This is a genomic window from Synoicihabitans lomoniglobus, from assembly GCF_029023725.1.
GTDB classification, from domain to species: domain Bacteria; phylum Verrucomicrobiota; class Verrucomicrobiia; order Opitutales; family Opitutaceae; genus Actomonas; species Actomonas lomonigloba.
The window spans coordinates 4,594,891-4,619,433 of the sequence record NZ_CP119075.1 but is presented as its reverse complement, the minus strand read 5'-3'; the positions used below and the strand labels follow the sequence as shown (position 1 = coordinate 4,619,433).

Annotated in this window: 19 protein-coding genes; 11 read left to right on the top strand and 8 right to left on the bottom strand. The window is 59.3% G+C overall.

What is annotated here, in order from left to right; all coding sequences use genetic code 11:
* The first annotated feature begins 228 nt into the window (after window positions 1–228).
* From PXH66_RS17750 to PXH66_RS17710, 9 genes are all read left to right on the top strand, one after another.
* Window positions 229–3,339 carry a type I restriction endonuclease subunit R gene (locus tag PXH66_RS17750; protein ID WP_330931149.1) on the top strand — a complete coding sequence of 1,037 codons (3,111 nt, stop codon included), beginning with the start codon at window positions 229–231 and terminating at the stop codon, window positions 3,337–3,339.
* Window positions 3,336–4,952: an HsdM family class I SAM-dependent methyltransferase gene (locus PXH66_RS17745; RefSeq protein WP_330931150.1), complete on the top strand. Its 1,617-nt coding sequence runs from the start codon at window positions 3,336–3,338 to the stop codon at window positions 4,950–4,952. The genes PXH66_RS17750 and PXH66_RS17745 overlap by 4 nt, the downstream gene beginning before the upstream one ends.
* Complete coding sequence (locus PXH66_RS17740) at window positions 4,949–6,250, top strand: restriction endonuclease subunit S (RefSeq protein WP_330931151.1); 1,302 nt, start codon at window positions 4,949–4,951, stop codon at window positions 6,248–6,250. The genes PXH66_RS17745 and PXH66_RS17740 overlap by 4 nt, the downstream gene beginning before the upstream one ends.
* Window positions 6,247–7,395, top strand: coding sequence for a hypothetical protein (locus PXH66_RS17735; RefSeq protein ID WP_330931152.1), 1,149 nt, complete (start codon window positions 6,247–6,249; stop codon window positions 7,393–7,395). The genes PXH66_RS17740 and PXH66_RS17735 overlap by 4 nt, the downstream gene beginning before the upstream one ends.
* Window positions 7,396–7,526: 131 nt before the next feature.
* On the top strand, window positions 7,527–8,009 hold the full coding sequence (locus tag PXH66_RS17730) for a hypothetical protein (protein WP_330931153.1): 483 nt from the start codon (window positions 7,527–7,529) through the stop codon (window positions 8,007–8,009).
* Between the two features lie 34 nt (window positions 8,010–8,043).
* A complete protein-coding gene (locus PXH66_RS17725) occupies window positions 8,044–9,282 on the top strand; it encodes an SIR2 family protein (RefSeq protein WP_330931154.1) in 1,239 nt (412 codons plus the stop codon).
* Window positions 9,283–9,313: 31 nt separating this feature from the next.
* Window positions 9,314–9,607 carry a hypothetical protein gene (locus tag PXH66_RS17720; RefSeq protein ID WP_330932089.1) on the top strand — a complete coding sequence of 98 codons (294 nt, stop codon included), beginning with the start codon at window positions 9,314–9,316 and terminating at the stop codon, window positions 9,605–9,607.
* A 50-nt stretch (window positions 9,608–9,657) separates the two neighbouring features.
* A complete protein-coding gene (locus PXH66_RS17715) occupies window positions 9,658–9,918 on the top strand; it encodes a hypothetical protein (protein ID WP_330931156.1) in 261 nt (86 codons plus the stop codon).
* Window positions 9,915–10,322, top strand: a complete 408-nt coding sequence (locus PXH66_RS17710) for a PIN domain-containing protein (RefSeq protein ID WP_330931157.1) — start codon at window positions 9,915–9,917, stop codon at window positions 10,320–10,322. Before PXH66_RS17715 ends, PXH66_RS17710 begins: the two co-directional genes overlap by 4 nt.
* A 387-nt stretch (window positions 10,323–10,709) precedes the next feature.
* Here the strand turns inward: PXH66_RS17710 and PXH66_RS17705 are convergent, their stop codons facing one another.
* From PXH66_RS17705 to PXH66_RS17670, 8 genes are all read right to left on the bottom strand, one after another.
* Window positions 10,710–12,152 (bottom strand): NAD(P)(+) transhydrogenase (Re/Si-specific) subunit beta, encoded by a 1,443-nt coding sequence (locus tag PXH66_RS17705; RefSeq protein ID WP_330931158.1) that lies wholly within the window; start codon window positions 12,150–12,152, stop codon window positions 10,710–10,712.
* Complete coding sequence (locus PXH66_RS17700; protein WP_330931159.1) at window positions 12,149–12,457, bottom strand: NAD(P) transhydrogenase subunit alpha part 2; 309 nt, start codon at window positions 12,455–12,457, stop codon at window positions 12,149–12,151. The genes PXH66_RS17705 and PXH66_RS17700 overlap by 4 nt, the downstream gene beginning before the upstream one ends.
* A gap of 147 nt (window positions 12,458–12,604) precedes the next feature.
* Complete coding sequence (locus tag PXH66_RS17695) at window positions 12,605–13,750, bottom strand: NAD(P) transhydrogenase subunit alpha (protein WP_330931160.1); 1,146 nt, start codon at window positions 13,748–13,750, stop codon at window positions 12,605–12,607.
* A gap of 116 nt (window positions 13,751–13,866) precedes the next feature.
* Window positions 13,867–14,574 (bottom strand): HAD family hydrolase, encoded by a 708-nt coding sequence (locus PXH66_RS17690; protein WP_330931161.1) that lies wholly within the window; start codon window positions 14,572–14,574, stop codon window positions 13,867–13,869.
* Complete coding sequence (locus tag PXH66_RS17685) at window positions 14,574–15,017, bottom strand: molybdenum cofactor biosynthesis protein MoaE (protein ID WP_330931162.1); 444 nt, start codon at window positions 15,015–15,017, stop codon at window positions 14,574–14,576. Before PXH66_RS17685 ends, PXH66_RS17690 begins: the two co-directional genes overlap by 1 nt.
* 5 nt (window positions 15,018–15,022) lie before the next feature.
* Complete coding sequence (locus PXH66_RS17680; protein ID WP_330931163.1) at window positions 15,023–15,265, bottom strand: MoaD/ThiS family protein; 243 nt, start codon at window positions 15,263–15,265, stop codon at window positions 15,023–15,025.
* Window positions 15,262–15,804: a cyclic pyranopterin monophosphate synthase MoaC gene (moaC, locus tag PXH66_RS17675; protein ID WP_345781746.1), complete on the bottom strand. Its 543-nt coding sequence runs from the start codon at window positions 15,802–15,804 to the stop codon at window positions 15,262–15,264. The genes PXH66_RS17680 and moaC overlap by 4 nt, the downstream gene beginning before the upstream one ends.
* Window positions 15,789–17,003 carry a molybdopterin molybdotransferase MoeA gene (locus PXH66_RS17670; protein ID WP_330931164.1) on the bottom strand — a complete coding sequence of 405 codons (1,215 nt, stop codon included), beginning with the start codon at window positions 17,001–17,003 and terminating at the stop codon, window positions 15,789–15,791. Before PXH66_RS17670 ends, moaC begins: the two co-directional genes overlap by 16 nt.
* 103 nt (window positions 17,004–17,106) lie before the next feature.
* On the opposite strand from PXH66_RS17670, the gene moaA reads away from it, so the two are divergent.
* Window positions 17,107–18,129 (top strand): GTP 3',8-cyclase MoaA, encoded by a 1,023-nt coding sequence (gene moaA, locus PXH66_RS17665; RefSeq protein WP_330931165.1) that lies wholly within the window; start codon window positions 17,107–17,109, stop codon window positions 18,127–18,129.
* A 92-nt stretch (window positions 18,130–18,221) separates the two neighbouring features.
* Entirely contained in the window at window positions 18,222–24,392 is a 6,171-nt protein-coding gene (locus PXH66_RS17660) for an autotransporter-associated beta strand repeat-containing protein (RefSeq protein ID WP_330932087.1), read from the top strand.
* Window positions 24,393–24,543: the final 151 nt, after the last annotated feature.

The following is a 24,543-nucleotide window of genomic DNA, read 5'->3' as shown; positions in this document are numbered from 1 at the left end:
TCCAATTTTAAATAACGACCGTGCGTAGTTAAAAATCGGGCCGAAGATTTTAGTCCTGGGGAAACGTCGAAGCGACTCCGCCGCTCGCCACGCTTTACACGGAGTCGCGCATGCCGTTTAACCACAGCGGTTTTCCCGGCGCTGGCCCGCTGTGAAAACTGCCCCTATCCGTTGATGTTCCCCGCCTCACTTGGTGGGACTGCCGTGTTCCCTTTCTAGAATAATTCCGTGGCCTTTAACGAAGACTCTAGAGTCAAAATTCCCGCTATTCTCCACCTCACGCGGCTGGGGTATTCGTATGTTTCGCTGAAGGGGGCGACGTGGGACGCGAGCTCCAACATCTTTCCAAGTGTCTTTAAGACGGCGCTTCTCCGGATCAATCCGGACGCCGTCTCCGAAGACATTGATCGCACGCTTCAGGAGACTTCTTTGCTTTTGGATAACGAGGATTTGGGCAAAGCCTTCCACGAGCGTCTACTCAGCACCACGGGAATTAAGCTCGTCGATTTCGAGAACTTCGATCGGAACTGTTTTCAAGTCGTTACCGAGCTGCCCTGCATTAACGGGGATGAGGAATTCCGCCCCGACATTACGCTTTTGGTCAACGGCATGCCGCTGGTCTTCATTGAGGTTAAAAAACCGAACAACCGGGAGGGCATCCTGGCCGAGCGCAATCGCATCGCGGTGCGCTGCCAGAACCCGAAATTCCGCCGCTTCGTCAATATCACGCAACTGATGATGTTCTCCAACAACATGGAGTATGATGATGAATCCCATGAGCCGATCGAGGGAGCATTCTACGCCTCAACCGACTACGAAAACCCAAGTTTTAACTACTTTCGCGAAGAGAACCAATCCGCTCTGCCAGCGCTGCCGCCCTTGGATTCCGCGACCGAGAACTTGGTTCTGACGGACAACAACCTCCAATCGCTCAAGCACGCGCCCGAATACGCCACCAACTGCAATCCCGATTCGCCGACCAACCGCCTCAGCACCTCGCTCTTCTGCAGGTCGCGTCTCGCGTTTCTCCTTCGCTATGGCTTCGCCTTCGTCCGCGATCAGAATGGCTTCGAGAAGCACATCATGCGTTACCCGCAGATTTTCGCGACGCATGCCATCGAAACCAAGATTGAGAGCGGCACGCGAAAAGGGATCATCTGGCACACTCAGGGCAGCGGCAAGACGGCCCTGGCTTTCTATAACGTCAAGCACCTCACCGACTACTATCAGGGCAAGGGCGTTATCCCCAAATTCTATTTCATCGTCGACCGCATAGATCTACTCATCCAAGCCGCTCGAGAATTCCGCAATCGTGGTCTCATGGTCCACGAGGTCGACTCAAGGGACGAGTTTGCGCGGGACATCAAATCGACCCAGGCCATCCACAACGACTCCGGGAAACTGGAGATCACTGTCGTCAACATTCAGAAGTTTGCCGACGACCCCAGCGTCGTCTCCGCCTCGGATTACGATATCCGTCTCCAGCGCATCTACTTCCTCGACGAAGTCCATCGCAGCTACAATCCCACGGGCAGTTTCCTCGCCAATCTCACCGAGTCCGATCCCCACGCTATCAAGATTGGGCTCACCGGCACCCCGCTACTCGGTGACGACTTCAACTCCAAAAAGCTCTTCGGCGACTACATCCACAAATACTACTACAACGCCTCGATCAAAGACGGCTACACGCTTCGCCTCATCCGCGAGGAGATCGAAACCGAGTATAAACTCCAGCTCGCCAAGACTATGGAGGAAATCGAAATCCTCCGGGGCAGCGGCAACCGGGAGTTCGTCTACTCACACGAGAAATTCGTCGAGCCTATGCTGGATTATATCGTCAGCGACTTTGAGGCCGCTCGCCTGATGCACGACGATACCGGCATCGGGGCCATGGTGATCTGCGACTCATCCGCCCAGGCCAAAAAGATGCACGAGATTTTCGTCGCGAAATATCCTCCCGCGCAAACGGCGCCCGGTTCGACCATTCCGTTCGCACCTGCGCAGCTGCATGAGGAGCCCCTTCAAGCCGCCGAAGACCCCGGCTCCTACGGAGCGCAGAAAAAACACCAACGCGCCGTCAAGACCGCCGCTCTCATCCTCCACGACGTCGGCACCAAGGACTCGCGCAAACAACAGGTCGAAGACTTCAAAGAGGGCAAAATCGACCTGCTCTTCGTCTATAACATGCTCCTGACGGGCTTCGATTCACGCCGACTCAAAAAGCTCTATCTCGGTCGGCTCATCAAGGCGCACAATCTCCTGCAGGCGCTCACTCGCGTTAACCGCACCTATAAATCCTTTCGCTACGGCTACGTGGTCGATTTTGCCGACATCACCACCGAGTTCGAGAAGACCAACCAAGCCTACTTCAAGGAGCTGCAGAGCGAGCTGGGTGACGAGATGGAGCACTACTCCGATCTCTTTAAAACCAAGGCGGAAATCGAGGCCGACATCGATACCATCAAAGACGCGCTCTGGGAGTTCGACACCCTCAACGCGGAAATCTTCTCCCAGCAGATCACGCAGATTCAGGATCGCGGCCAGATGCTCGCCATTGTCAAGGCGCTCAACACCGCCCGCGAGCTTTACAACGTCATCCGGCTTTCCGGTCGCTACGAACTGCTCGAATCCCTCGACTTCAAAAAAGTCAATCAGCTCGCCACCGAGGCGCAGAACCACCTCAACCTGCTCAATCAGAAGATCGCGCTCGAAGACGGCCACGACAATACCAGCATCCTCAACGTCGCCCTCGAGAGCGTGCTCTTCACCTTCCGCAAGATTTCCGAGGACGAGCTGCGCATTGCCGACGAGTTGAAGGAGATCCTGCGCAAGACCCGTGAAGTCCTGCTCGGCAACTTCGACCCGCGCGACCCGGTGTTCGTCTCTCTCAAGGACGAGCTCGAACGCCTCTTTAGGAAAAAGAAGCTCAGCGAGATTACCCAGGACGAGATGTCGGCCAACATTGAGGCGCTCAACGCCATCCATGCCCAAGCCCGCGAACTCGAGCGCAAAAACCAGCTCCTACGCGCCAAATACGCCCACGACGCCAAATATGCCCGTATCCACAAGCGGCTCATGGAAAAGGGCGACCTCAACACCAGCGAGCGCAAGCTGTTCGAGGCCCTCACCGCCTTCAAGGCTCAGGCCGACGCCAAGATTCTCCAAAACGCCCAACTGCTCAACAATCCGGCTTACACCGAAAAAGAGTTACTCCGTCTCGTCGCCCAACAATTCAACGCCGCGCGTGGCTTCTCCCTCGATGCCACGAGCTTGAAAGCTCTCAATGGCCTGATCTTGAAAGAATACCTCGACGAATTTCACGGTAAAATCCCTGCATGACCGCTTCCCGCTCCTTCGAAACCCAGGCCAAAACCCTCATCGACGACCTTAAAGCCGTCTGCGCCAATCACGGCCTCGGCAATGACGGCAACGAGTTCAAGATCATCACCCAGATCTTTCTCTATAAGTTCCTCAACGATAAGTTTGCCTACGAGGCCAAGCGCATCGACCCCAAGCTGGGAAAGGCCAAGTCATGGGAAGACGCCCTGCGCGCCTATTCGGCCGACGACTACGAGATGCTCCTTGCCCAGCTCGGCGGTAGCACCGCCCAGCTCCGGCCCGAACATTTCCTGGCCACACTCTACGGCCGCCAAAACGAGGACGGCTTCGCGAAGATCCTCGACACCACACTGCTGGATATCGCCGCGCTCAATACCGACGTCTTCTCCGTCACCACCGATGATAAGACCAAGGTCGTCCTCTTCGATGCGATCACCGACTACGTATCCTCGAAGCGCAATGAGTTTGCCCGCGCCCTGATCAACAAGCTCATGGGCTTCAGCTTTGAGCAGATCTTTGCCGAGAAATTCGACTTCTTTGCCACGCTCTTCGAATACCTCATCAAGGATTACAACAAAGACGGCGGCGGCAAATATGCCGAGTATTACACCCCGCACGCCGTGGCGAAAATCATGGCCGCGTGCCTAATGACTCAGGAGCGCCAGAGCGTCTCCTGCTACGACCCTTCCGCCGGATCGGGCACCCTGCTCATGAACCTCGCCCACAAAATCGGCGAAGAGAAATGCGCCCTCTATTCGCAGGACATTTCCCAAAAGTCCTCCGGACTGCTGCGGCTCAACCTCATCCTCAACAACCTCGTCCACTCCATCCCCAACATTGTGCAGGGAAACACTATCCTGCACCCCGAGCACCGCGAGAACGGCGCCCTCAAGAAATTCGACTACATCGTTTCCAACCCGCCCTTTAAACTCGATTTCAGCGACTTCCGGTCCGACCTCGAAACCAAAGCCAACCATCAGCGCTTCTTCGCCGGCATCCCCAAAGTGCCCACCAAGAAAAAGGACTCGATGGCGATCTACCTGCTCTTCCTGCAGCACATCATTCATTCGCTCAGCGAACACGGCAAAGCGGCCGTGGTCGTGCCCACGGGTTTCATCACCGCGCAGTCCGGCATCGATAAAAAGATCCGCCAACATCTCGTGGAAAACAAGATGCTCGGTGGCGTGGTTTCCATGCCGAGCAACATCTTCGCGACCACCGGCACCAACGTCTCCATTCTCTTTCTCGATGCGTCGAACGACGGTGACGTTATCCTCGTCGACGCATCGAAGCTCGGCACCAAGGTAAAGGACGGGAAGAACCAGAAGACTGTGCTCTCCACCGAAGAAGAGGACAAAATCATCCAGGCGTTTAAGGCCAAAAAGACCGTCGAAGATTTAGCCGTCGCCGTCGCCTATGACGAGATTGCGAGCAAGAATTACTCGCTGAGCGCCGGGCAGTATTTTGAGGTGCAGGTCGAATACACCGACATCTCCAGTGCCCAATTTAAGCAGCAGCTGACTGCCCATAGGTCGCGACTGCACGACCTGTTTTCTAGCGCTCGCAAATTGGAATCTGAAATCGAGAAAACCCTTAGTGAGATTAGATTGTGAAAAAGCGTTCTATCGGCTCAATTTCTACGCGTGTTTCGAGCGGCATTACGCCATTGCGAAGTAATCTCGACTTCTGGACTAACGGAACGATTCCATGGCTAAAGACAGAGCAACTGGGTGAGCGACTGATTTTCGAAACCAACGAAAGAATCACTGAAAAAGCTCTGCAAGAAACAGGCATAAAGGTGAATCCCGCGGATACGCTTTCGATCGCCATGTATGGTGAAGGCAAAACGCGAGGAAATGTATCTTTACTTAAGCGGCCGATGACCACGAATCAGGCGTGTTGCAATATTGTCCTAGATAAAAATAAAGCCGCCCCTGAGTTTGTTTATTACTGTTTGAAGAACCAATACGCCAATCTGCGCCGCCTTTCATCTGGTGTCCGCAAGAACCTCAATTCTGGCGACATCAAAGGGTTCGAAATCAGCATTCCTGATTCGCTTTCGGAGCAAACAAAAATAGCGAATATTCTCTGCTCTCTCGACGCTAAGATCGAATTAAATAACCAGATCAACGCCGAGTTGGAGGCGATGGCGAAGTTGCTCTATGACTATTGGTTTGTGCAGTTCGATTTCCCGATGACGGCGGCGCAAGCGGCGTCCCTCGGCCGCCCCGACCTCGAAGGCAAACCCTACAAATCCTCCGGCGGAAAAATGGTCCAGAACCCGACCCTCAACCGCCAAATTCCGGAAGGCTGGACTGTCGAAACACTACAACAATTGACCAGTGTAATTAGGAGAGGCGTCTCACCTAAGTATGTCGAATATGGTGGGATTTCAGTTCTGAACCAAAAATGTATCAGAAATCAAAGCATTCAGTTCGATGATGCCAGGCGACACGGTTGTGAGCTAGAGCAAACTCATGAAAGACTACTCCAATATTTGGATGTGGTCGTGAATTCGACCGGCGTTGGCACTCTCGGACGCGTTGCGTTTGTAAAACGACTAGTCGATGTGAAAACTACAGTGGACTCCCACGTGACCATAGTAAGAGCCAATCAGAGTCTAGTATCACCAACCTACCTTGCTTGGTCTATGCTACGGCTTCAACCTGTGATCGAAGCAGCAGCCGTGGGGTCGACCGGGCAAGTTGAACTGAGTAAAACTTATTTAGAAAAGTTGAATTTAGTCGTGCCTGATGTAGAAATTCGAAAACGGTTCACCGAATTTGCCGCACCGGTCATCCAAGCCACTGCGTGCAAAGAGCAAGAAAACGAAGAGCTCACCCAACTCCGCGACTGGCTCCTCCCTATGCTCATGAACGGCCAAGTGACGGTTGGAGAATCCACCAAATGAGCATCCCAAAAGGGCAGTATCGACTTCTGGCCACGAAGCCAATCACAGCGCCGCTTCAGACAGTTCTAGAAAACAGCGTTAATGGTGGTGATGCAGAGACCTTTGCAGCGGCTAGGTTTATTACAGCGTGTCGGGGAGAAGTGAGCTGGGGTTCACGAGCGATGGATAATTGCAAAATTGATCTTCTCATAAATTTTGAGCATCCATGGATGGAACAAGCAAAGGAAAAGAGTTACAAGAGAGGAGAGGAGACTATAAAGAAGATGGTGATTGAAAAAGAGAAGATTTTGATATTAGTCCAGGTGAAGTCGGGGTCATCCTATGGTGAGTATACGAACGATTGTTTAAGAATCAAAAAACTTGCGATCGAGGCCTGCCATCGAACCTCGCATTCCATTTGTATTTTATGGGTTGATCGGGATGGTAATGATGTCTTCTGGGCCTACATACATCCCAGATTAAAACCGAGTGACAAATTTTACGGGAGGCACCATTGCTTAACACCCGCCACTCGATTTGATCTAGCACGGTGCATGGCGGTGCCGAATGCTAGTGGGAGCGGAGCTAAAGGCCTGATTATTTCAAAAATAACGGGAGAGCCGAAATGCAGAAGAAAGCGGGCTCGATCAGTTTATAAATCAGGTGCCTTAAAAGCAGTGATCACCCCGACGCTTGGTCCAGTTCAACTAACTCGTCTTGCGTGGAAACATATGTTTCGTGCGGGTCGCAGCGTTATCTACAAAGAACGCAGCTTAAGTCTAATTCCCTATCTCACGACAATATTGAGTCGTTTCCCCGATGATCAAGCGATTATTGCGAGTGAGTATTGGGAAAGCGGAAATTACCAATACCGCTCGATAGAGCACTTACTCAAGTATCGAGGCGGTCAAGTTGTTTTAGGCAAACCGACGAAGCCTATGGGATGCCCAAAGCTCAATAACGTCGTCGTTGTCATCCGGCTAATCGAAGAAATCCGATTTCCCAAAATGTGGGCGAGTAAGGCAATGCTCTCCCAGGAAGTGATGAGGCGAGTCGTCTTGCGATCAGCGTATTACAAACCTGAGCGAAATGGAAATGGTGGATCCGAGGGGCCGAGAAGCAGCGACAAAACTCTGCCAAAGGCCACCGAAGCGACTGTGGCATAACTTGAATTGCTCCAAGCCAGCGGTTGAAAGCGCCCTGCGACCCCTCGAATCCTAGCAAAAAGGTTACCGTGTTTGTTCTACCGGCAACAAGAGGATTCAAAAACTCAACAATCCCGAAATTAGTCTCCCTCATGACTAAAACCTTCCGCCACAGTGCCGGCTTCGGCAAACGCATGGAGCACTGGATCGTCGGTCGCATGCTCAAGGAGGGTTTGGATGTCTATCTCCCGTTGGTGGATGACGACGCCATTGACGCCGTGATTCGTCGGCTCGACGGCACCTTCACCACCGTGCAAATCAAGGCCCGATCCAGAACAGTTGTCGCCAGAAACGCGGGCCTATTTGCAGCCATCCCCCACGAGCTCCGCGACAACTACTGGTTCATCTTCTACTCTGAAGGCATGGACATGACCTGGATCATGACCTCGCAAGAATTCATCGCCGAGGCGGCTCAAAACAAAAACGGAGTAAACAAGGGCAAACGCTCAATCTGGTTCAACGGCAACCGCAAGAACAAGGAATCCGGCGAACGAGAGGACTACTGCAAACCTCAGTTCCAGCAGTATGTGGCTACGGATTTCAGTCGGCTCAACGCTCCCTATCCTGCGAGCTAAGGACCGCTTCTCTGAGCTTCAATCCGCTCCTGTCATGACCTCTTCTCAATGGGATCTCGCCAAAACCACCCTGCTTCTGGGGTCGGGAACTTCTCAGCCGTCGGGCTATCCATTGACGGCTGAAATTACGGATACACTACTTTCTAAAAATTGGTTGTTTGACCGCGATCAAGCACGTGCGCCGTATCCCTTGAACGGAGTCGAGGGCAACTACCCGCTGGAGATCGAAGCCGTCTGGGGTCTTCTTCGTATTTTAAGAGACCATATCAGTCAGCACCTCGCGATGCACGGCAACGGTGAGGCAAATTATGAGGATATTTACTTTCTCGCCCGCCAGCTTCTCGATGGGCTCAAAGGGGAATACGACAACCCCGGATTGCTGCCGCTGATGTTTGAGCTTCGGACCAAGGTCTCAATCATGATGGAAAATCTGAATGCCAACTACGGCTTCGACAACCCACTCAAAGAACCGGTCCAGCTGGGCCTGGGCGGGCTTTTGGGGCAGGGCATCGATTTTATTGAAGAGTGCGTCGCTGGACAGCTCGCCCCACGGGAGCCGATCAATGGGCTCCAGTTCCTGAATGAGTTATTGGCGACTGATACCAAGCGACTTCTGCATGTGGTGTCGTTGAACCATGACACGTTGCTTGAGGCCCATTTCGCAGCTCACGAGGTTTTGGACGGTTTCGTTCCGATCTCGAAGGATGTGGCGGAGTTTGATCCCACATCATTCGACAACGGCTGTTCCGCTCGAGTTCAGCTGCTCAAGCTGCACGGCTCGATTGACTGGTTTCGCTACAAGTCGAATTCGGGCGACGACCTCGCCTTGAAGGTTTTATCGAACGACCGAGATCGCGTGAAGGGCCGCGGCGGCGAGGCTTTGTTTCCCCCGCAAAATCGGTTGATGCTGGCAGGAACCACCAACAAGGAACTCGCCTACGGTTCCGGGGTATTTTTGGAGCTCATGTTTCAGTTCCACAAACGGCTCAAGGAAACTGAACTCTTGATCGTCTCTGGATACGGATTCGCGGACAAAGGTATCAATAACCGTCTCTGGGCATGGTTGGATGCGCGGCAGGGGAATCGACTCGTCGTGCTGCACGAAAAGCCCGACGAGCTGAGACGGGATGCGAAGCCCTCGTTCAGCCACAACGTGGACCGGCATAAGAAATCCGGTAAATTCGTGCTCGTGGACAAATGGATGTGCAACTGCTCGCTCGAAGACGTGAAGCGTGAAATACGCTTCGCGAAGGCTGAGTCATCGGACAACTGACCCGATGACTATGCGCGGCTGGGAAACTTACTTGGTTCCGACGTTTAGTGCCCAGGCTCGGACCTGCCGCGATCTGTTCACGATGTGGAAGCATTTTGATCGGGATGAGATTCAAGTCGTTTTCGACTTCGCGCAGACACACTTCATCCGATCGCGGGCTGTGGCCTTCATCGCGGGACTTATTCGATTGATCGAAAATCGCGGCGGCGCGGTGCGTTTCAAGTGGGATACGCTGTCCTCCGCCGTCGCGGCGCAACTGGCTCACAACGGTTTCATGCCAGCGTTCGGTAGCCGACAGCTCCATCCGCTGCGTAAGCCAAGTTAGCCCCGTCAAGATTATTGACCGCATCCCCATATGCCTGTAAATATTGCTCCATGAAAACCACCATCGATTTGCCTGATGACTTGCTTCATCGTGCGAAGATCACGGCCGCTCAGCGCAAGACCACCCTCAAGGAGCTGGCGGTGCAGGGGTTGGAATACGCTATCCGCCATGTCGGCCCTGATTCTGAATCCGCGCGCCAAGAGCGCTCTCGCAAGCTCATCGCAGCCTTGTCTGAGATCCGCATCACCGAGCCCGTGGGGAAGTTCAACCGCGAGGAAGCCTACGACCGCCAGCAGGGAAGTGGGGTATGAGCGAGTTTCTCGACACCAATGTTTTCGTCTATTCGGTTTCGGTCGACCCGGCCGATGCGCCCAAGCGGGACACGGCATTGGAACTTCTAGGTGAAGCTGACATTCATCTGTCCATTCAAGTGGTCCAGGAATTCATCAATACCTGCCTGAAAAAAGCCCGTCTGGGTCAGCCTCCTCAGGCTCTCGAGCGCACCGTTCGCCAGCTGCTCACCTATCCCTGCCAGCAACCCGGCCCTGACTCCATCCTGCGGGCGCTGGAGATCCGACAACGATTTCAAACCTCCTATTGGGATGCTGCCATCATCGCCGCCGCTCAGGAACTTGGTTGTCACACCCTTTATTCCGAAGACCTCAACCATGGCCAGGACTACGACGGCCTGAAGGTTATTAATCCTTTCCGATAAGCGGTTAGAAACAGAAACTTGAACTCACGTGGATTGGGAAGGGGAGCCGGGCCAGGGTGTGTTTTGGAAATAGGAGGCACCAGCCTGGAGGGTGAGGGTGAATTGAGGCTGGGGATTTCAACAGGGACGGGCAAAATACGCGGGGATCAGGTGATTGGAAGGCAGACTCGATTGAGTCGGGAATACGGAGCCGAAGCTGGAAGCATCGGCCACGGTGGCGGTGCGCGAAAGGTGACCGAGGCATCCTGCCTCGGGCTATGTTCCTTTCAGCTGGAATCGGCGCTCGCTACCAAGGGTAGAAACGTGCCCTGGGCGGTGGCACCGATGGCGACATGGCCGCTCTCTGACGATAAGCGTCGGCCCCTCGACCCTTTACGGAGCAACTTACTACGCTTCGGCCACGGCTTTGAATTCGCTGGCGACGGCTTGGAGGGATCCTTTGGCGTCGCCGTAGAGCATGCGGGTGTTGGGCAGGAGGAAGAGTTGGTTTTCAATACCCGAGAAGCCCGCGCCCTTGCCGCGTTTGAGGCAGATCACGGTGCGCGCTTCGTGCGCGTTGATGATGGGCATGCCGTAAATCGGAGAGGCTTTGTCACGGGCGGCGGCGGGGTTCACCACGTCGTTCGCGCCGATGACGATTGCCACATCCATGGCCGGCATTTGCGGGTTAATGGTGTCCATTTCGATGAGCTGTTCGTAGGGCACGCTGGCTTCGGCGAGCAGCACGTTCATGTGTCCGGGCATGCGACCGGCCACGGGGTGGATGGCAAATTTCACTTCCGCGCCGTTCTCCTCCAGCATATCGGCGAGTTCGCGCACGGCGTGTTGGGCCTGCGAGACGGCCATGCCGTAGCCGGGCACGATCACGACGTTGCGGGCGGCTTCGAGCACGGCGTAGGAATCCTCGGCCGAGATGGGTTTCAACTCGCCTTCGATGGTGCCCTCACCGCCGCCGGACGCGCTGCTGGTATCGGCGCCGAAGCCCGAGAACAGCACGTTGGCGAGCGAGCGGTTCATGGCCTTGCACATGATGATGGTGAGGATCACGCCGCTGGTGCCGACGAGACAGCCGGCCACGATGAGCACGTTGTTGGTGATCACAAAACCGGCGGCACACGCGGCCAAGCCGGACAAGCTGTTCAACATCGAGATGACCACCGGCATGTCACCGCCGCCGATGGGCATGACGAGGGTCCAGCCGAGAATCAGCGCCACGGCCAGAAACGCGTAGAAGGCGTAAGCGCCGTTCACGCCGTCGCCGTGAGTGGCGACGAACAAAGCGCCTGCCCCCAACAGCGCGAGCACGAGTGCGCCGTTGACGATTTGCTGACCGCCAAAGAGCACGGGCTTGCCGCTGAGACGGCCGGACAACTTGCCAAACGCGTAGAGCGAGCCGGTGAAGGTGATGCCGCCGATGATGACCGCGAGAAAGATGACGGTCGCGGTGAACAGGGGGTTGCCCGCGAACGATGCGAGGTAGTGCTCCCAGCCATACGCTTGGATTTTGCCGTATTCGGCCCAGCCCACGAGCAGCGAGGCAAGACCACCGCAGCCGTTGAGCAGGGCGACCATCTCGGGCATCGACGTCATCTTGATGAGTTTGGCGCAGGCGAAACCGATGACGGTGCCGATGCCGAGCCCGACGAGAATCCATTGGAAACTCACGACCTGCCGGTCGAACAACGTGATGACCACGGCGATCAACATGCCCAGCGACGACAGCAGGTTGCCGCGACGAGCCGACGATTGCCGACCGAGCATTTTGAGGCCGATGATGAACAGGATCGACGCGCCGATGTAGGCGAGATTGATGAGGGCGGCGGCGTTCATGAGGAGGCGTCCTCCTTCTTGGCCACGGTCTTCTTTTTGAACATGCCGAGCATGCGATCAGTGACGAGGTAGCCGCCGACGACATTGATCATGGCGAGCGCCACGGCGGCGGTGCCGAGCACGGTGGTGAGGACGGAACCGTCATCGGAACCGGCGGCGATCAACGCGCCCACGATGGTGATGCCGGAGATCGCGTTGGAGCCCGACATGAGCGGCGTATGCAATTGCGACGGCACTTTGGCGATGAGCTCAAAGCCCAAGAACGCGGCCAGCACGAAGATGAAAAAGAGAAACATGAGGTCCATGGGCGGGAAGGGGAGGAGGATATCGTTCTTCGTTCTCGTTCTCTTTATCGTTCTCGAGGGAACTCGTTGGTTTCGCCGGTTTCCGTCGAGTTCAGCTAGGTTTGGGCGAGAACGAGAACGATTAAGAGAACGAGAACGATGGTGGGATTAAGATTGGGTGGAGGTTTCGGGCGCGAAACGTGGGTGGACAATGGCGCCGTCGTGGGTGATGAGGCAGCCTTGGAGGATCTCGTCGTCGCGGTTGAGTTTGAGTGATTTGGATTCGTCGTCCCAGAAGTGGGTGATCCACGCGGTGAAGTTGGCCGCCAGCACCTGGGTGGCGTGGGTCGCGACGGTGCATTCGAGCGACGTGTGGCCGAGAATGGTGACGCCGTTGGCGGTCGTGACGTCCTCACCCGGCACGGCACCTTCGACATTGCCGCCACTTTCGAGGGCCATGTCGACCACGACGCTGCCGGGTTTCATGCCGGCGAGCATTTCGGCCGACACGATGCGGGGGGCCTTGCGGCCGAAGACCTTGGCGGTGGTGATGACGATGTCGGACTGGCTGCAAACCTTGGCCATGCCGGCTTGCTGTTTGGCGACCTGTTCGGGCGTGAGCTGTTTGGCGTAGCCGCCCTGGGTTTGGCCGGTGTCACCGAGATCGATTTTAACGAAGCGGGCGCCGAGGGATTTGACCTGCTCTTCGACGACCGGGCGGGTATCGAAGGCTTCGACGCGCGCGCCGAGACGTTTGGCGGTGGCGATGGCCTGGAGGCCAGCGACGCCTGCTCCGATGACAAATACGCGGCACGGCATGATGGTGCCGGCGGGCGTCATCATCATGGGCAGAGCGCTGCGCACCCGGGCGGTGGCTTGCACCACGGCGGCGTAACCGGCGAGGGAAGCCTGGGAGCTGAGGGCGTCCATCTTTTGCGCGAGGGTGGTGCGCGGAATCATTTCGAGGCTGACCGCGCTGGCTTTGGCGGCCGCGAAGGCTTCGAGTAGCGGACCCTCGTTGAAGGGATCCAGAAAACTGAGGTGCACGGCCCCGGGTTTCAGGGTGGCGATATCGGCGGGTGACGGCTTGCGCACGCGCAGCACCAAGTCGGCGGCGGCGAGGGCGATGGCCGGATCGTCGACCAGTGTCGCTCCGGCGGCAGTGTATTCAGCATCTGGATAACGGCTGGCGGCGCCGATGCCGGCCACGGTTTGGACAGTGAGACCGAGCTTCACGAGCGCGGCGGTGGTGGTGGGAGTAAGAGCGGCGCGGAGTTCACCGGGTTCGCTCTCAGCAGGCACGTAACAAATCATACGGCAAAGGGGGGTTGTGGGTCACTCGAAGGCGCTGACGTTGAGGTCTGCCGTCGTGGGCCTCAATCCCGGACTCGCCCTGATTTTTGTCGAACAGTCCGCACGGTTTGCCGGGGTCAGAGGGTGGGGACCCGGCGGTTTGCTCGAATCTGGTCGAGCAAAGGTAAGATCCCGGCGGGCTCCAAGGTAGGGAACACATGCTCGGCCCCGGCGGATGCGAGCGCAGGGTGTTTGGCACCGACGCCAATGAAGGGAATACGCAGAGATTGGGTGGCGCGGAGATCCCAGGTGCCGTCTCCGATGTAGATGGATTGGGAGACCGCGCGTCCGGACCGCTCGGCCGCCAGCGCAATCGTCTCGGCGCGGGTGGGGCGGTCCGAGCTGGTCGCGATGGGGAGCGGATGCCAGGGAATTTGCGCGGCGTTGAGTTTGAGTTTAATGGACTCAAACCAATCGCCGGTCGCGATGGCGCAGTTGTAGCCGCGAGCAGAAAGTTCGCGGAGGAGCTCGAGGGCGCCGGGAGTGGGTTGAAAGGCTGCGGGGTGGGCGGCGATGTCGACGGCCAAGCGTTGGGCGTAACCGTGGGCGACTCGGATGATGGTGTGGGCCAAGGCGGTTTCGTTGAGTTGAGGCAACGCCGCTCGGACGATGGCGGAGGCTGTGACTTCGGTGAGCTTGTCAAAAAAACCGGCAGCGAAAGTGGTGCCCGAGACCTCCTCGAACGCCGCGCCAAAGGCGGACCAGTCGTAGGATTCGCCTCCGACCAGGGTGCCGTCGACGTCGAAGATAATCAGGGGCAACTCAGCGCGATCGGAACGTGTCATCACGAGGCGGTCGGCGGAGTTTTATCGGCAAAATCGCCGCGGGTGGCGCAGTTGATCCACGTGGTTTCGCCGGAAGCGTAGTGCTCCCTCTTCCAGATCGGCACCCGGGCCTTGAGCTCGTCGATAATGTAGCGGCAGGCGTCGAAGGCGGGTCCGCGGTGAGCGGCGGCCACGCCCACCCACACGGCGAGGTCGCCGATTTGCAGATGGCCGACCCGGTGCACGGCCTCGACGGCGAGTAAGTCGAAGCGCTCGCGGGCTTCGGCGAGCACGCGCTCGCCCTCTTTTTCGGCGAGCTCGGCAAAGGCCTCGTATTCGAGGGAGTCGACGGCCTGGCCCTCGTTGTGATTGCGCACCCACCCCTCAAACGTGGCACACGCCCCGGCCTGGGGATGAAGGAGCGCGGCGGGCTGGATGGGCTGGGATATGATACGAAACGGCATCGCGATTAACCGCCGGCGACGGGGGGGATGAAGACGATTTCGTCGCCGTCGGCGAGGGGGGCGGGCCAGGCGGCGAATTCACCGTTGATGGCGGCGCGGAGTCGGTCGACGGGCAGGGTGAAACCGTATTCGTCCTGAAGTTCCTGATACAGTGCCTGAGCGTCGGGGGCGGCGGATGGGCGCGTTTCGTGGGCGAGGCCGCGTTGTTCGCGCAGGATGGCGAAGTAACGAATTTGGTAGGTCTTCATGCCGGAGTGATCGGGGCTTGGTAGTCGGATTTTCCGCCGGTTTTAGCCACGAGCCGGATGTCGTGGATGACGATGTCGGGCGTGACCGCTTTGCCCATGTCGTAGAGCGTGAGTGCGGCGATGGTCGCGCCGGTCAAGGCTTCCATTTCGACGCCGGTTTTGGCGGTGACCCCCACGGTGCAGAGCACCTCCACGTCGATCGAGCCGTCGGCGGCGGGAGCACCGGCGTGCAGCTCGATGGTGCACTTTTCGATCGGCAACGGATGACACAGCGGGATGAGGTCACTGGTGCGCTTGACCGCCATGGTGCCGGCGAGGCTGGCGGTTTGGAATACGGGGCCCTTTTTGCCGACGATTTCGTTGTCGGCCACCAGCGCGGCGAGCGCGGGCGGCAGGTGCACGAGGGCTCGGGCGCGGGCTTGGCGAGCGGTCACCGCTTTGGCCCCGACGTCGACCATGCGCGGGCGGTTTTGGTCGTCCAAATGGGAGAGCATGATGGGCAGAGCAGAGCGGGCGAAACCGATCAGGTCCAGCGCCATAAGGTGACGGGCGTGCCGGCGGCGAAGGTGTCGGTTTCGGCCGGGAGTTCGACGAACCCGTCGGTGCCCAGCAATCCCCCCAGATCGCCCGAGGTGTTGAACGGGGCGGGGCGGGCGATGTTCCGTCCGTCGTCGGTCGTGCCGACTTTGACCGGCAGCATGAAGGCGAGGGGACGGGGGAACTTGAAGGTTTCGGCCAAAATGGCGGTCTCGGGCTGAGCGGGTGTCTGTCCAGCCATGTGACGCAGGGCTGGTAGCACGTAGCGATGCAGGCAGGTGTAGGTCGAAACGGGATTGCCCGGCAGGGCAAAAACCGGCGTGCGGCGCGGAGTGGTGCCAAACCACATCGGTTTACCAGGGCGTTGAGCAATGCCACGCAGGTGCTGGGTCACGCCGAGGTCGGCCAGCGCCTGCGGGAGGTGGTCGAGTTTTCCCTTGGAAACGCCACCGCTGATGATCACGACGTCGAACTCGGCCAGGATATGGCGCAGCGACGCGTCGATTTCGGTGCGGTGGTCGCGGAGGTGAAAGCGTTCGATGCGCGCGGTGAGTCCGCTTTGCAGCAGCGCGGCGCGGAGGGCGTGGTCGTTGGAGCGGCGGATTTGGTGGGGAGCCACGTGGCGGGCGTCGACTTCGACGAGTTCGTCGCCGGTCGAGATGATGGCGACCGTGGGCCGGGCCGAGACGCGAAGTTGAGCGGCGCCCACGGTCGCGGCCACGGCGATGTCCGCACCGGTGAGGCGGGTGCCGGCGGGGATCAGGGCAGTGCCGGTGGCGACGTCCGACCCGAGCCGGTGGATGTTTTGACCGGGTTGACACGTGGCGGTGGCGGCGAGTTTCACGGTGTCATCGGTCCGCTCCACTTCCTCATAAGGCACGATTGCGTCGGCTCCCATGGGGAGCACGGCGCCGGTGGCTATTTCGATGGCGAGCCCGGTGGCCGCGAGGGTTTGGGCCATCATACCGGCGGCTTGAAATCCGGTGATCCGCAAGCCCCGGCTCGAATCGCTCGACCAGTCGGCGCTGTTGACCGCATAGCCATCCATGGTGACGCGATTGTAGGGGGGCAGCGGACGATCCGCCGATACCGGCCCGCGCAGGATGCGCCCATGGGCCGCGCTCAGCGGGCAGTCTTCGGTGGAGAGCACGGTCAAGTGCGTGGCGATGGTTGCGGTGGCGGCGGTCGGGGTGGCAAGCATGGCGGGGGAGGAGCACCAAGACCACAATCCGGCAGGGAGATCAACCCCCGGTCTGCATCCCGAGGTTGTGTCGCGGGCGATTAGCGTCTTGGTGGGGAGATTCATGGCTAAAAGCTCGGTGCAGGACATTTTAGGCAGACCGGTGCGCGACTTGCGTATATCGGTGACGGATCGGTGTAATTTTCGGTGTCCGTATTGCATGCCGCGGGAGGTGTTTGGTCCGGGCTATCAGTTCATGCGCGATCCGCAGTTGATGACGACCGACGAGATTGTGCGCATCGCGGCGGCATTTGTGGAATTGGGGGTGGAGAAAATACGGCTGACCGGAGGCGAGCCGTTGTTGCGGCCGGATTTGCCGGAGTTGGTGAGGCGCTTGAAGACCGAGCTGGGGGTGCGCGATGTGGCGCTGACGACGAATGGATGGCTACTGGAGCGGCATTTGCCGGCTTTGCGGGAGGCGGGGTTGGATCGGATCAATATATCGGTCGACTCGCTGGAGGCCGCCACGGCGGGACGCATGAACGGTCAAGGCCTCGATCCCACCCGGGTATTGCGAGCCATCGACGCGGCCATCGCGGCGGGATTGGCGGTGAAGATCAACATGGTCGTCCAACGCGGCGTGAATGATCATGAGCTCGAAAAGGTGGCGGCCTACTTTCGCGATCGAAAACTGCCGTTGCGCTTTATCGAGTTCATGGATGTTGGCAGTTCCAATCACTGGACGGGTGATCAGGTGGTGCCCGCGCAGGAGATCCTCGAGCGGATCGGCGTGAAGTGGGCGATTGAGCCCGTGGGACCCTCTTATCGCGGCGAAGTGGCCGCCCGATACCGCTATGTCGACGGCGCGGGGGAGATTGGAATCATTGCCTCGATTACGGAGCCGTTTTGCCGAGATTGCCATCGGGCGCGCTTATCGGCGGATGGAAAACTGCACACCTGCTTGTTTACAGCGTTGGGCTGGAACGTGTTGGGTTGTTTACGCGCCGGTGCGGATGCGTCTGAACTGCGTGCCTACGTGGCGCGAATCTGGGCGGGTCGCCGGGATCGTTATTCCGATGAACGCGCGGAAATCATGGCGCGCGGCGAGTCCACAGCGAAGGCTGAAATGAGTTATTTGGGTGGGTAGTTAAATCACTCTCCCCGTAGGGTTTGATGCGTAGTTTTGCGCTTTAAATGTGCTTGTCTAATGTGGGGATAATTACCCATTTTGTATATCTCGTGAAGCTGCCCCGAATTATTCAATGGCTCTCGTTTCCCATTTTTGGCCTGGGGATTTCGCATGCTCAGGTGCTAACGGAGAGTTTTACGGGCACGACGGCGAGCGGATGGGTGATGGATGGCACGGGCTACACGCCGTCGCTTACGGCCTCGACCGGCACCGATACGGTCGGTGACGGATGGCTGCGGTTGACGTCCAATGGTGGCAACCAGGCCACCAGCGCTTATTACGATTCGGCCTTCACGGCGGCGGGATCGACGGTCTATGCCTCCTTCGAGTATGCGACGTGGGGCGGAACCGGGGCGGACGGTATCACCTTTTTCCTGTTTGATGGCAGCACGTCGTTTGCGGTGGGGGCCAACGGCGGCTCGATGGGTTACGCTCAAAAATCCGGCACGGGCGCGGACGACCACGCGGGGTTGGCGGGAGGCTACATCGGTGTGGCGATTGATGAGTTCGGCAACTTTTCCAACGCGACGGAAGGTCGGGTCGGGGGAACGGGGTTCGCGCCGGATTCGATCTCCGTGCGGGGGTCGGAATCCTCGAGTTATGCGTTTCTGGGTGGGAGCGGCACCCTCTCCACCTCGATCGACACGCCGGGAGTGGGATCTCGCCCGTCCGTGGTCAATCAGGTGCAAGTGCTGCTCAATGCGACCAATCAACTGACCGTCACGCTGCAGCAGGGCGGCACTTCGCCGCAGACCGTGTTGCAAATGGATCTATCCGCTTTTGCGCGTCCCGAAACGCTGAAGCTGGGTTTCACTTCGGGCACCGGAGGCAGCAATAACTACCACGAGGTGCGGAACGTGGAAGCCTCGACCATCGGCGCCAGCCTCTGGTCGAATTCCCAAGGCACCAGTGCGTGGGGCACCAATACCAATTGGGACCCCACGGTCACTCCCGGCACCGGCGAGGACATCCTGTTCGACAACACCCACGTTGCCACGAACCAGTCGATCAACACCGAGGCCAATCGCACCGTGCGATCGGTCACGTTCGATGCGCCATTCGACTACGCGGTCAACAACAACACCCTCACCTTCGACAACGGCGGCGTAGCGGGATTTTCCGGAGTCGCCGCCACCCAAACCCACGGCGTGGGCAATCACGCGATCAATTCCAACATCGCGATCAATAACGATATTTACGTCCGCAATTCGAATTCGGGCACGCTCACTCTCGGCGGTAACATTGCGACGAACGGCCGCTCCATCACGTTTGACGGCTCCGGGGGCACGACCACAGCGAACGGTGTCATTTCCGGTTCAGGCCGCATCATTAAAAACGACGCCGGCACCGCCACGTTTGCTGGCGCCAACACCTACTCCGGTGGCACGACCCTCAACGGCGGCACCCTCAACGCCAACCACAACAATGCGCTCGGCAGCGGCACGGTTACGCTCGCGGGCGGCACGCTCGCATCGACCACCGGCCGCACCATTGGCAATACGCTCACCGTCACGGGCAATACCTCCCTCGCCAATATCTCCAGCACCGGCACGCTCACCAATTCCGGGGCCGATCACACCATCGGGCTCAGTGGCGTGACGCAGAGCGGCACCGTCAACCTCGCCAACAACAACACCGGCCGCACCGTCGACTTCAACGTCGGCACCAACTCAACCATCAGCGGAGTTATCGCCAACGGCGGGACCGGCGCGGGTAACCTCACGAAAACCGGCCCGGGTTCACTCACCCTCAGTGGCGCCAACACCTACACCGGCACCACCACCATCTCCGACGGCGCCATCGTCCTCGGTGCCAGCAACCGTCTGCATAACGCCAGCGATCTCGTGTTCGGCGCGGGCACGACCCTCAATCTCAACGGCTTTTCCGAACGCGTCGACAATCTCACCGGCGGCGACGGCGCCACGCTCGACTTCGGGGCGACGCCGGGAGCCAACACGTTTCTCTTCGATACCTACACGGCCCCGTCCAGCGGTGTTTTCGTGATCAACAATTGGGAAGATGGCACCGACAAACTGGCGACCACGGTCAATGGTCAGGATGTCAGCTCCATCTACCTTTCGGGCTACGGCGTCGCAACCTACTCCGGCGGCACCACCACCTATGACGGATCGGGCACGGGTTATCTGCTGAACTCTGCCGCCGTCACGTTGCTCGAGTGGGACGGCTCCAGCAGCAACAGTTGGAATACGAGCAACAATTGGTCGCCGGCCAACGTGCCCAGCAATTCCTCCGAATTTGCCCTTTTCGATGACGCCGGCCTCGGCCGCACCAGTGTGTCACTCAATGCCAACCGGACCGTGGGGGGCATTATCTTCGGCGTGAATGCGACCAGCTCCTACACGGTCTCTTCGGGAAATCGGGATATAACGCTTCAAGGTGCCGTCCCTTACATCCAACAAAAGAGCGGCGTGACTCAGACCCTCGCCATGGATGATCTGCGACTTCGCGCCAACACCGTGGTCGATATCACGGGAGCGGGCGACCTTGTCATCGATGCGGACGTGCGTAATTACGATGGCACGGGTCGCGCCCTCATTAAGGACGGCACGGGAGCGGGAAGACTTATCCTGAGCGGTAACGACAATAATTACAGTGCGGGACTTTACGTGAACACCGGCATCGTGCAGGCCCAACACACCACCTCATTGGGCACGGGCACGGGCCACGTCGCCGAAGGCGGCGCGCTGGAGTTCTCCAACTCCGGGACGACGACCAACAATATTGAAATCGCCGGCTCGGGTGTCAGCTCCGGTGGCGCCTTACGCAACGTCGCCGGCAACAACACCCTCACGGGCACCATCACCGAAACCGCCGCCGCCCGGATCACCGCCGATGCCGGCACCACGCTTTCTCTCACCGGCAACCTCACCGGCAGCGGCACCAACACGACCTTCGCCGGTCCGGGAGCCATCAACGTGAGTCGCATCACCACCGGCAGCGGTGGCGTCACCGTCGAGTCCGGCGCGATCACCTACACCGGGGGCAGCGCCAACACCTATACCGGTGCCACCACCGTCAACGGTGGTTCGCTGACTCTCAACAAGAACTCCGGCGTCGACGCCATCGGCACCGGCGGCCTCGTGATCAATTCCGGCGCCACCGTCACCTCCCAGCAGAATCATCAGATCGCCGACTCCGCCTCCGTCGCGCTCAATGGCACCGGCACTTTCAATCTCAATGGCCGGACCGAAACCGTCGCCCAGCTCAACACGACCGCGGCCTCGACCGTGGCCCTTGGCAGCGGAGGCAATCTCACCGTGGGAGCACCGTCCGTCGTTAATTCGACCATCTCGGGCAACCTCACCGGTTCCGGCACCAGCACCTTCAATGTCAACGGCCTCGGCTCCGTCTACGTGTCGGCGAACAACACCGGGTTCAGCGGCACGACCAACGTCACTAGCGGCACGCTCAACATATCCGGATACAACGAAGTGCTCGGCTCCGGTGCGGTCAATGTGGCCTCCGGCGGCAATCTCCAGGTGCAAGGCGGTCTCGACCTCGACAATACCATCACGCTCAACGGCACCGGCACGTCCGCCAATGGTGCCCTGCAGAATTTTGGCGGCGCCAACACCTTGTCCGGTTCCGTGGTGCTCGGCTCCAACGCCCGCGTGCAGTCCAATTCCGGCAGCCTCACCATCTCCGGCACGGTCACCGGCAGCGGCAACACCCTCACGGTGGGCGGCACCAGCAGCACCACGATTTCAGGCGTGGTCGCCACGGGCTCGGGCGGTCTCGTCAAGGATGAGGCCGGCACGCTGACCCTGTCGGGAGCGAACAGCTACACGGGAGCGACGACGATCAACGCGGGCAAAGTGATTGCGACGAACAACACGTCGCTGGGCACGGCGGGCACGGGCACGACGGTGGGCGCGGCGGGCACGCTGCAGATCCAAAACAACATCACCATCGCAGGCGAAGCGCTGGCGCTGGACGGCACGCTCAACAACGCGTCGGGCAACAACACCTACGGCGGAGCGATCAGCGGCACGGGCGACCTCAACGTCAACGGCGGCACGCTGACCCTCTCCAGCAACAGCAGCACCTTCACCGGCGACATCACGGTGACCTCGGGCACGACACTCATTGCGACCGCCGACAACGCGCTGGGCGCGGGCGGCGGCACCACCAGCGTGCTCTCGGGCGGCACGCTCGAAGTGACGGGCAGCATCGACATCGATACCGAGGACAACCTCTACCTCGCGGGCGTGGGCGTGACCAGCGAAGGCGCGCTGCTGAGCACCTCGGGTAACAACACCGTGGATACGCCGATGACCCTCACGGCCAACGCGACCATCGGCGCGACCAGCGGCACGCTCAACCTGGGCACGCAGGCGAACTCACCCGTGCTCGACCTGTCGACCCACGACCTCACGCTCAATACCAACGGCGGTAACATCGTCGTCGAGTCGGACTTCACCGGCACCGGCGACATCATCAAAACCGGCTCCGGCACGCTGACCCTCAACCACGGCGAAGCCTACCCCTCGATCCTGTCCCCCTCGACGGACTTCTTCCTCACCGACGGCACGACGATCCTCAACACCTACGCGACCGAAAACAGCGGCATGCGCGGCAACGTCACGATCGGCGACGGCACCGGCGCCGCCGGTTCCGCCATCCTCCAACAAGGTATCCTCGAGTCCGGGGCCGATAACTCCAACCAGATCATCGCGGACACCTCGAACATCACGATCAACTCCGACGGTTACTGGGACCTGCAAGGCCACAAGGAAGTGGTCAACAACGTCACCATGAACGGCGGCACCATCGACGCGAAAAAGAACGTCGGCGACGCCAACCGCCTCGACATCGGCGGCAGCCTGAGCGCCACCGCCGACGCGACCATCAACGGCCTGCTCGGCCTCAACAACCAAAGCGCCGCCTCGATCGTCGTGGATTCCGGGGCCAACCTCGACATCAACGCGATCCTCTCCAACGGCGGCTTCGACAAGACCGGCGACGGCACCCTGACCCTCTCCGGTGCCAACACCTACGTCGGCAATACCGAGATCTCCAACGGCATCGTCATCGTCGACAACGACTCCGGCCTCGGCTCCGTCGGCTCCAGCCACACCCGGGTCGATTCCGGCGCCCAGCTCCAACTGTCCAACGTCAACATCGGCAACGAACCCCTCAAACTCTCCGGCACCGGCCACAACGGCGACGGCACCGGCGCACTGCGCGCCACCACCGGCACCAACACCGTCAGCGGCTCCGTGGCCCTCGAAGCCAACGCGGAGATCCAGACCGACTCCGGCGCGACCCTCGCCATCAACGGCAACATCACCGGCTCCGGCAAAACCCTCACGGTCGACTCCCTCGGCAACACGACCTTCAACGGTAACAACACCTTCAATACCCTGGAGAAAAACGGCGCCGGCACGCTCACCGTCACCGGGACCAACACCTACGCCACCGCCAACATCAACACCGGCACCTTCGCCCTGGGTAACTCCAACATCCTCGCCGACACCATGGACGTGAATCTCGGCGCCGCGGGCACCTTCGCCGTCGGCGGTTACACCGAGACGATCGACGACCTCAACGGCTCGGGGACCCTCACCATCGCCTCCGGCGGCTCCCTCGGCATCGACAAGATCGGCAACGCCGGCGCGTTCACCGGCACGCTCGACGTCGACGGCATCATGACGCTCAACGGCGGCCTCATCGGCGCCGGCGCCGACGGCTCCGCCAGCACCGGCACGATGATGCTCAACGCCGCGAGCACCCTGGAAATCGCGGCCGACTTCGTCTTCGGCGGCACCCTCGAACTGGCCGCCAACACGACCCTCAAGCTCTCCGGCGCCGGCACCGAGTTTAACCTCGATACGCTGCACATCACCGGCGACTCGATCATCGACTTCAGCGGCGTCGACGCGACGACGTTCAACATCGGCAGCCTCGTGATCGACCCCGGCGTAGCGGTGACCGCCGTGGGCTGGGACTCGTTCTACGACCTGTGGACCGCCGCGAACTTCAGCGGAGCGACGCTGGACGAACGCGACACCAACACCGCGCAAATCACCTTCGACGGCTTCACCTCGGCGGACACGATCTGGCTGACCTACGACTACGGCTCCAACGAGATCACGGTGCCGGAGCCCTCGACCTACGGAGCGATCCTGATGGGCACGGGCCTGGCGACCTTCCTGCTGCGCCGCAAACGCCGCGCCCCCGCCGCCCCCGCGACCAACTGACCCTGCCGCCGTCGCCTCACGGCTTCCGCGTCAGTTTTTGCCGTAATCCCGCCGATTTCTGACGGAATGGGTCGCCGGAATGACGCGGCCGGACCCCGAGTAGATACCCTTTGCCATGCATGCGTAGTATTACGGGCGAGGTTAGGTCTTG

Excerpts from the sequence above, each read along its gene's own strand:
- PXH66_RS17745 (WP_330931150.1), top strand. The coding sequence starts at position 3,336 with ATGACCGCTTCCCGCTCCTTCGAAACCCAGGCCAAAACCCTCATCGAC.
- PXH66_RS17735 (WP_330931152.1), top strand. The coding sequence starts at position 6,247 with ATGAGCATCCCAAAAGGGCAGTATCGACTTCTGGCCACGAAGCCAATC.
- PXH66_RS17730 (WP_330931153.1), top strand. The coding sequence starts at position 7,527 with ATGACTAAAACCTTCCGCCACAGTGCCGGCTTCGGCAAACGCATGGAG.
- PXH66_RS17725 (WP_330931154.1), top strand. The coding sequence starts at position 8,044 with ATGACCTCTTCTCAATGGGATCTCGCCAAAACCACCCTGCTTCTGGGG.
- PXH66_RS17715 (WP_330931156.1), top strand. The coding sequence starts at position 9,658 with ATGAAAACCACCATCGATTTGCCTGATGACTTGCTTCATCGTGCGAAG.
- PXH66_RS17710 (WP_330931157.1), top strand. The coding sequence starts at position 9,915 with ATGAGCGAGTTTCTCGACACCAATGTTTTCGTCTATTCGGTTTCGGTC.
- PXH66_RS17705 (WP_330931158.1), bottom strand. The coding sequence starts at position 12,152 with ATGAACGCCGCCGCCCTCATCAATCTCGCCTACATCGGCGCGTCGATC.
- PXH66_RS17700 (WP_330931159.1), bottom strand. The coding sequence starts at position 12,457 with ATGGACCTCATGTTTCTCTTTTTCATCTTCGTGCTGGCCGCGTTCTTG.
- PXH66_RS17695 (WP_330931160.1), bottom strand. The coding sequence starts at position 13,750 with ATGATTTGTTACGTGCCTGCTGAGAGCGAACCCGGTGAACTCCGCGCC.
- PXH66_RS17690 (WP_330931161.1), bottom strand. The coding sequence starts at position 14,574 with ATGACACGTTCCGATCGCGCTGAGTTGCCCCTGATTATCTTCGACGTC.
- PXH66_RS17685 (WP_330931162.1), bottom strand. The coding sequence starts at position 15,017 with ATGCCGTTTCGTATCATATCCCAGCCCATCCAGCCCGCCGCGCTCCTT.
- PXH66_RS17680 (WP_330931163.1), bottom strand. The coding sequence starts at position 15,265 with ATGAAGACCTACCAAATTCGTTACTTCGCCATCCTGCGCGAACAACGC.
- moaC (WP_345781746.1), bottom strand. The coding sequence starts at position 15,804 with ATGGCGCTGGACCTGATCGGTTTCGCCCGCTCTGCTCTGCCCATCATG.
- PXH66_RS17670 (WP_330931164.1), bottom strand. The coding sequence starts at position 17,003 with ATGCTTGCCACCCCGACCGCCGCCACCGCAACCATCGCCACGCACTTG.
- moaA (WP_330931165.1), top strand. The coding sequence starts at position 17,107 with ATGGCTAAAAGCTCGGTGCAGGACATTTTAGGCAGACCGGTGCGCGAC.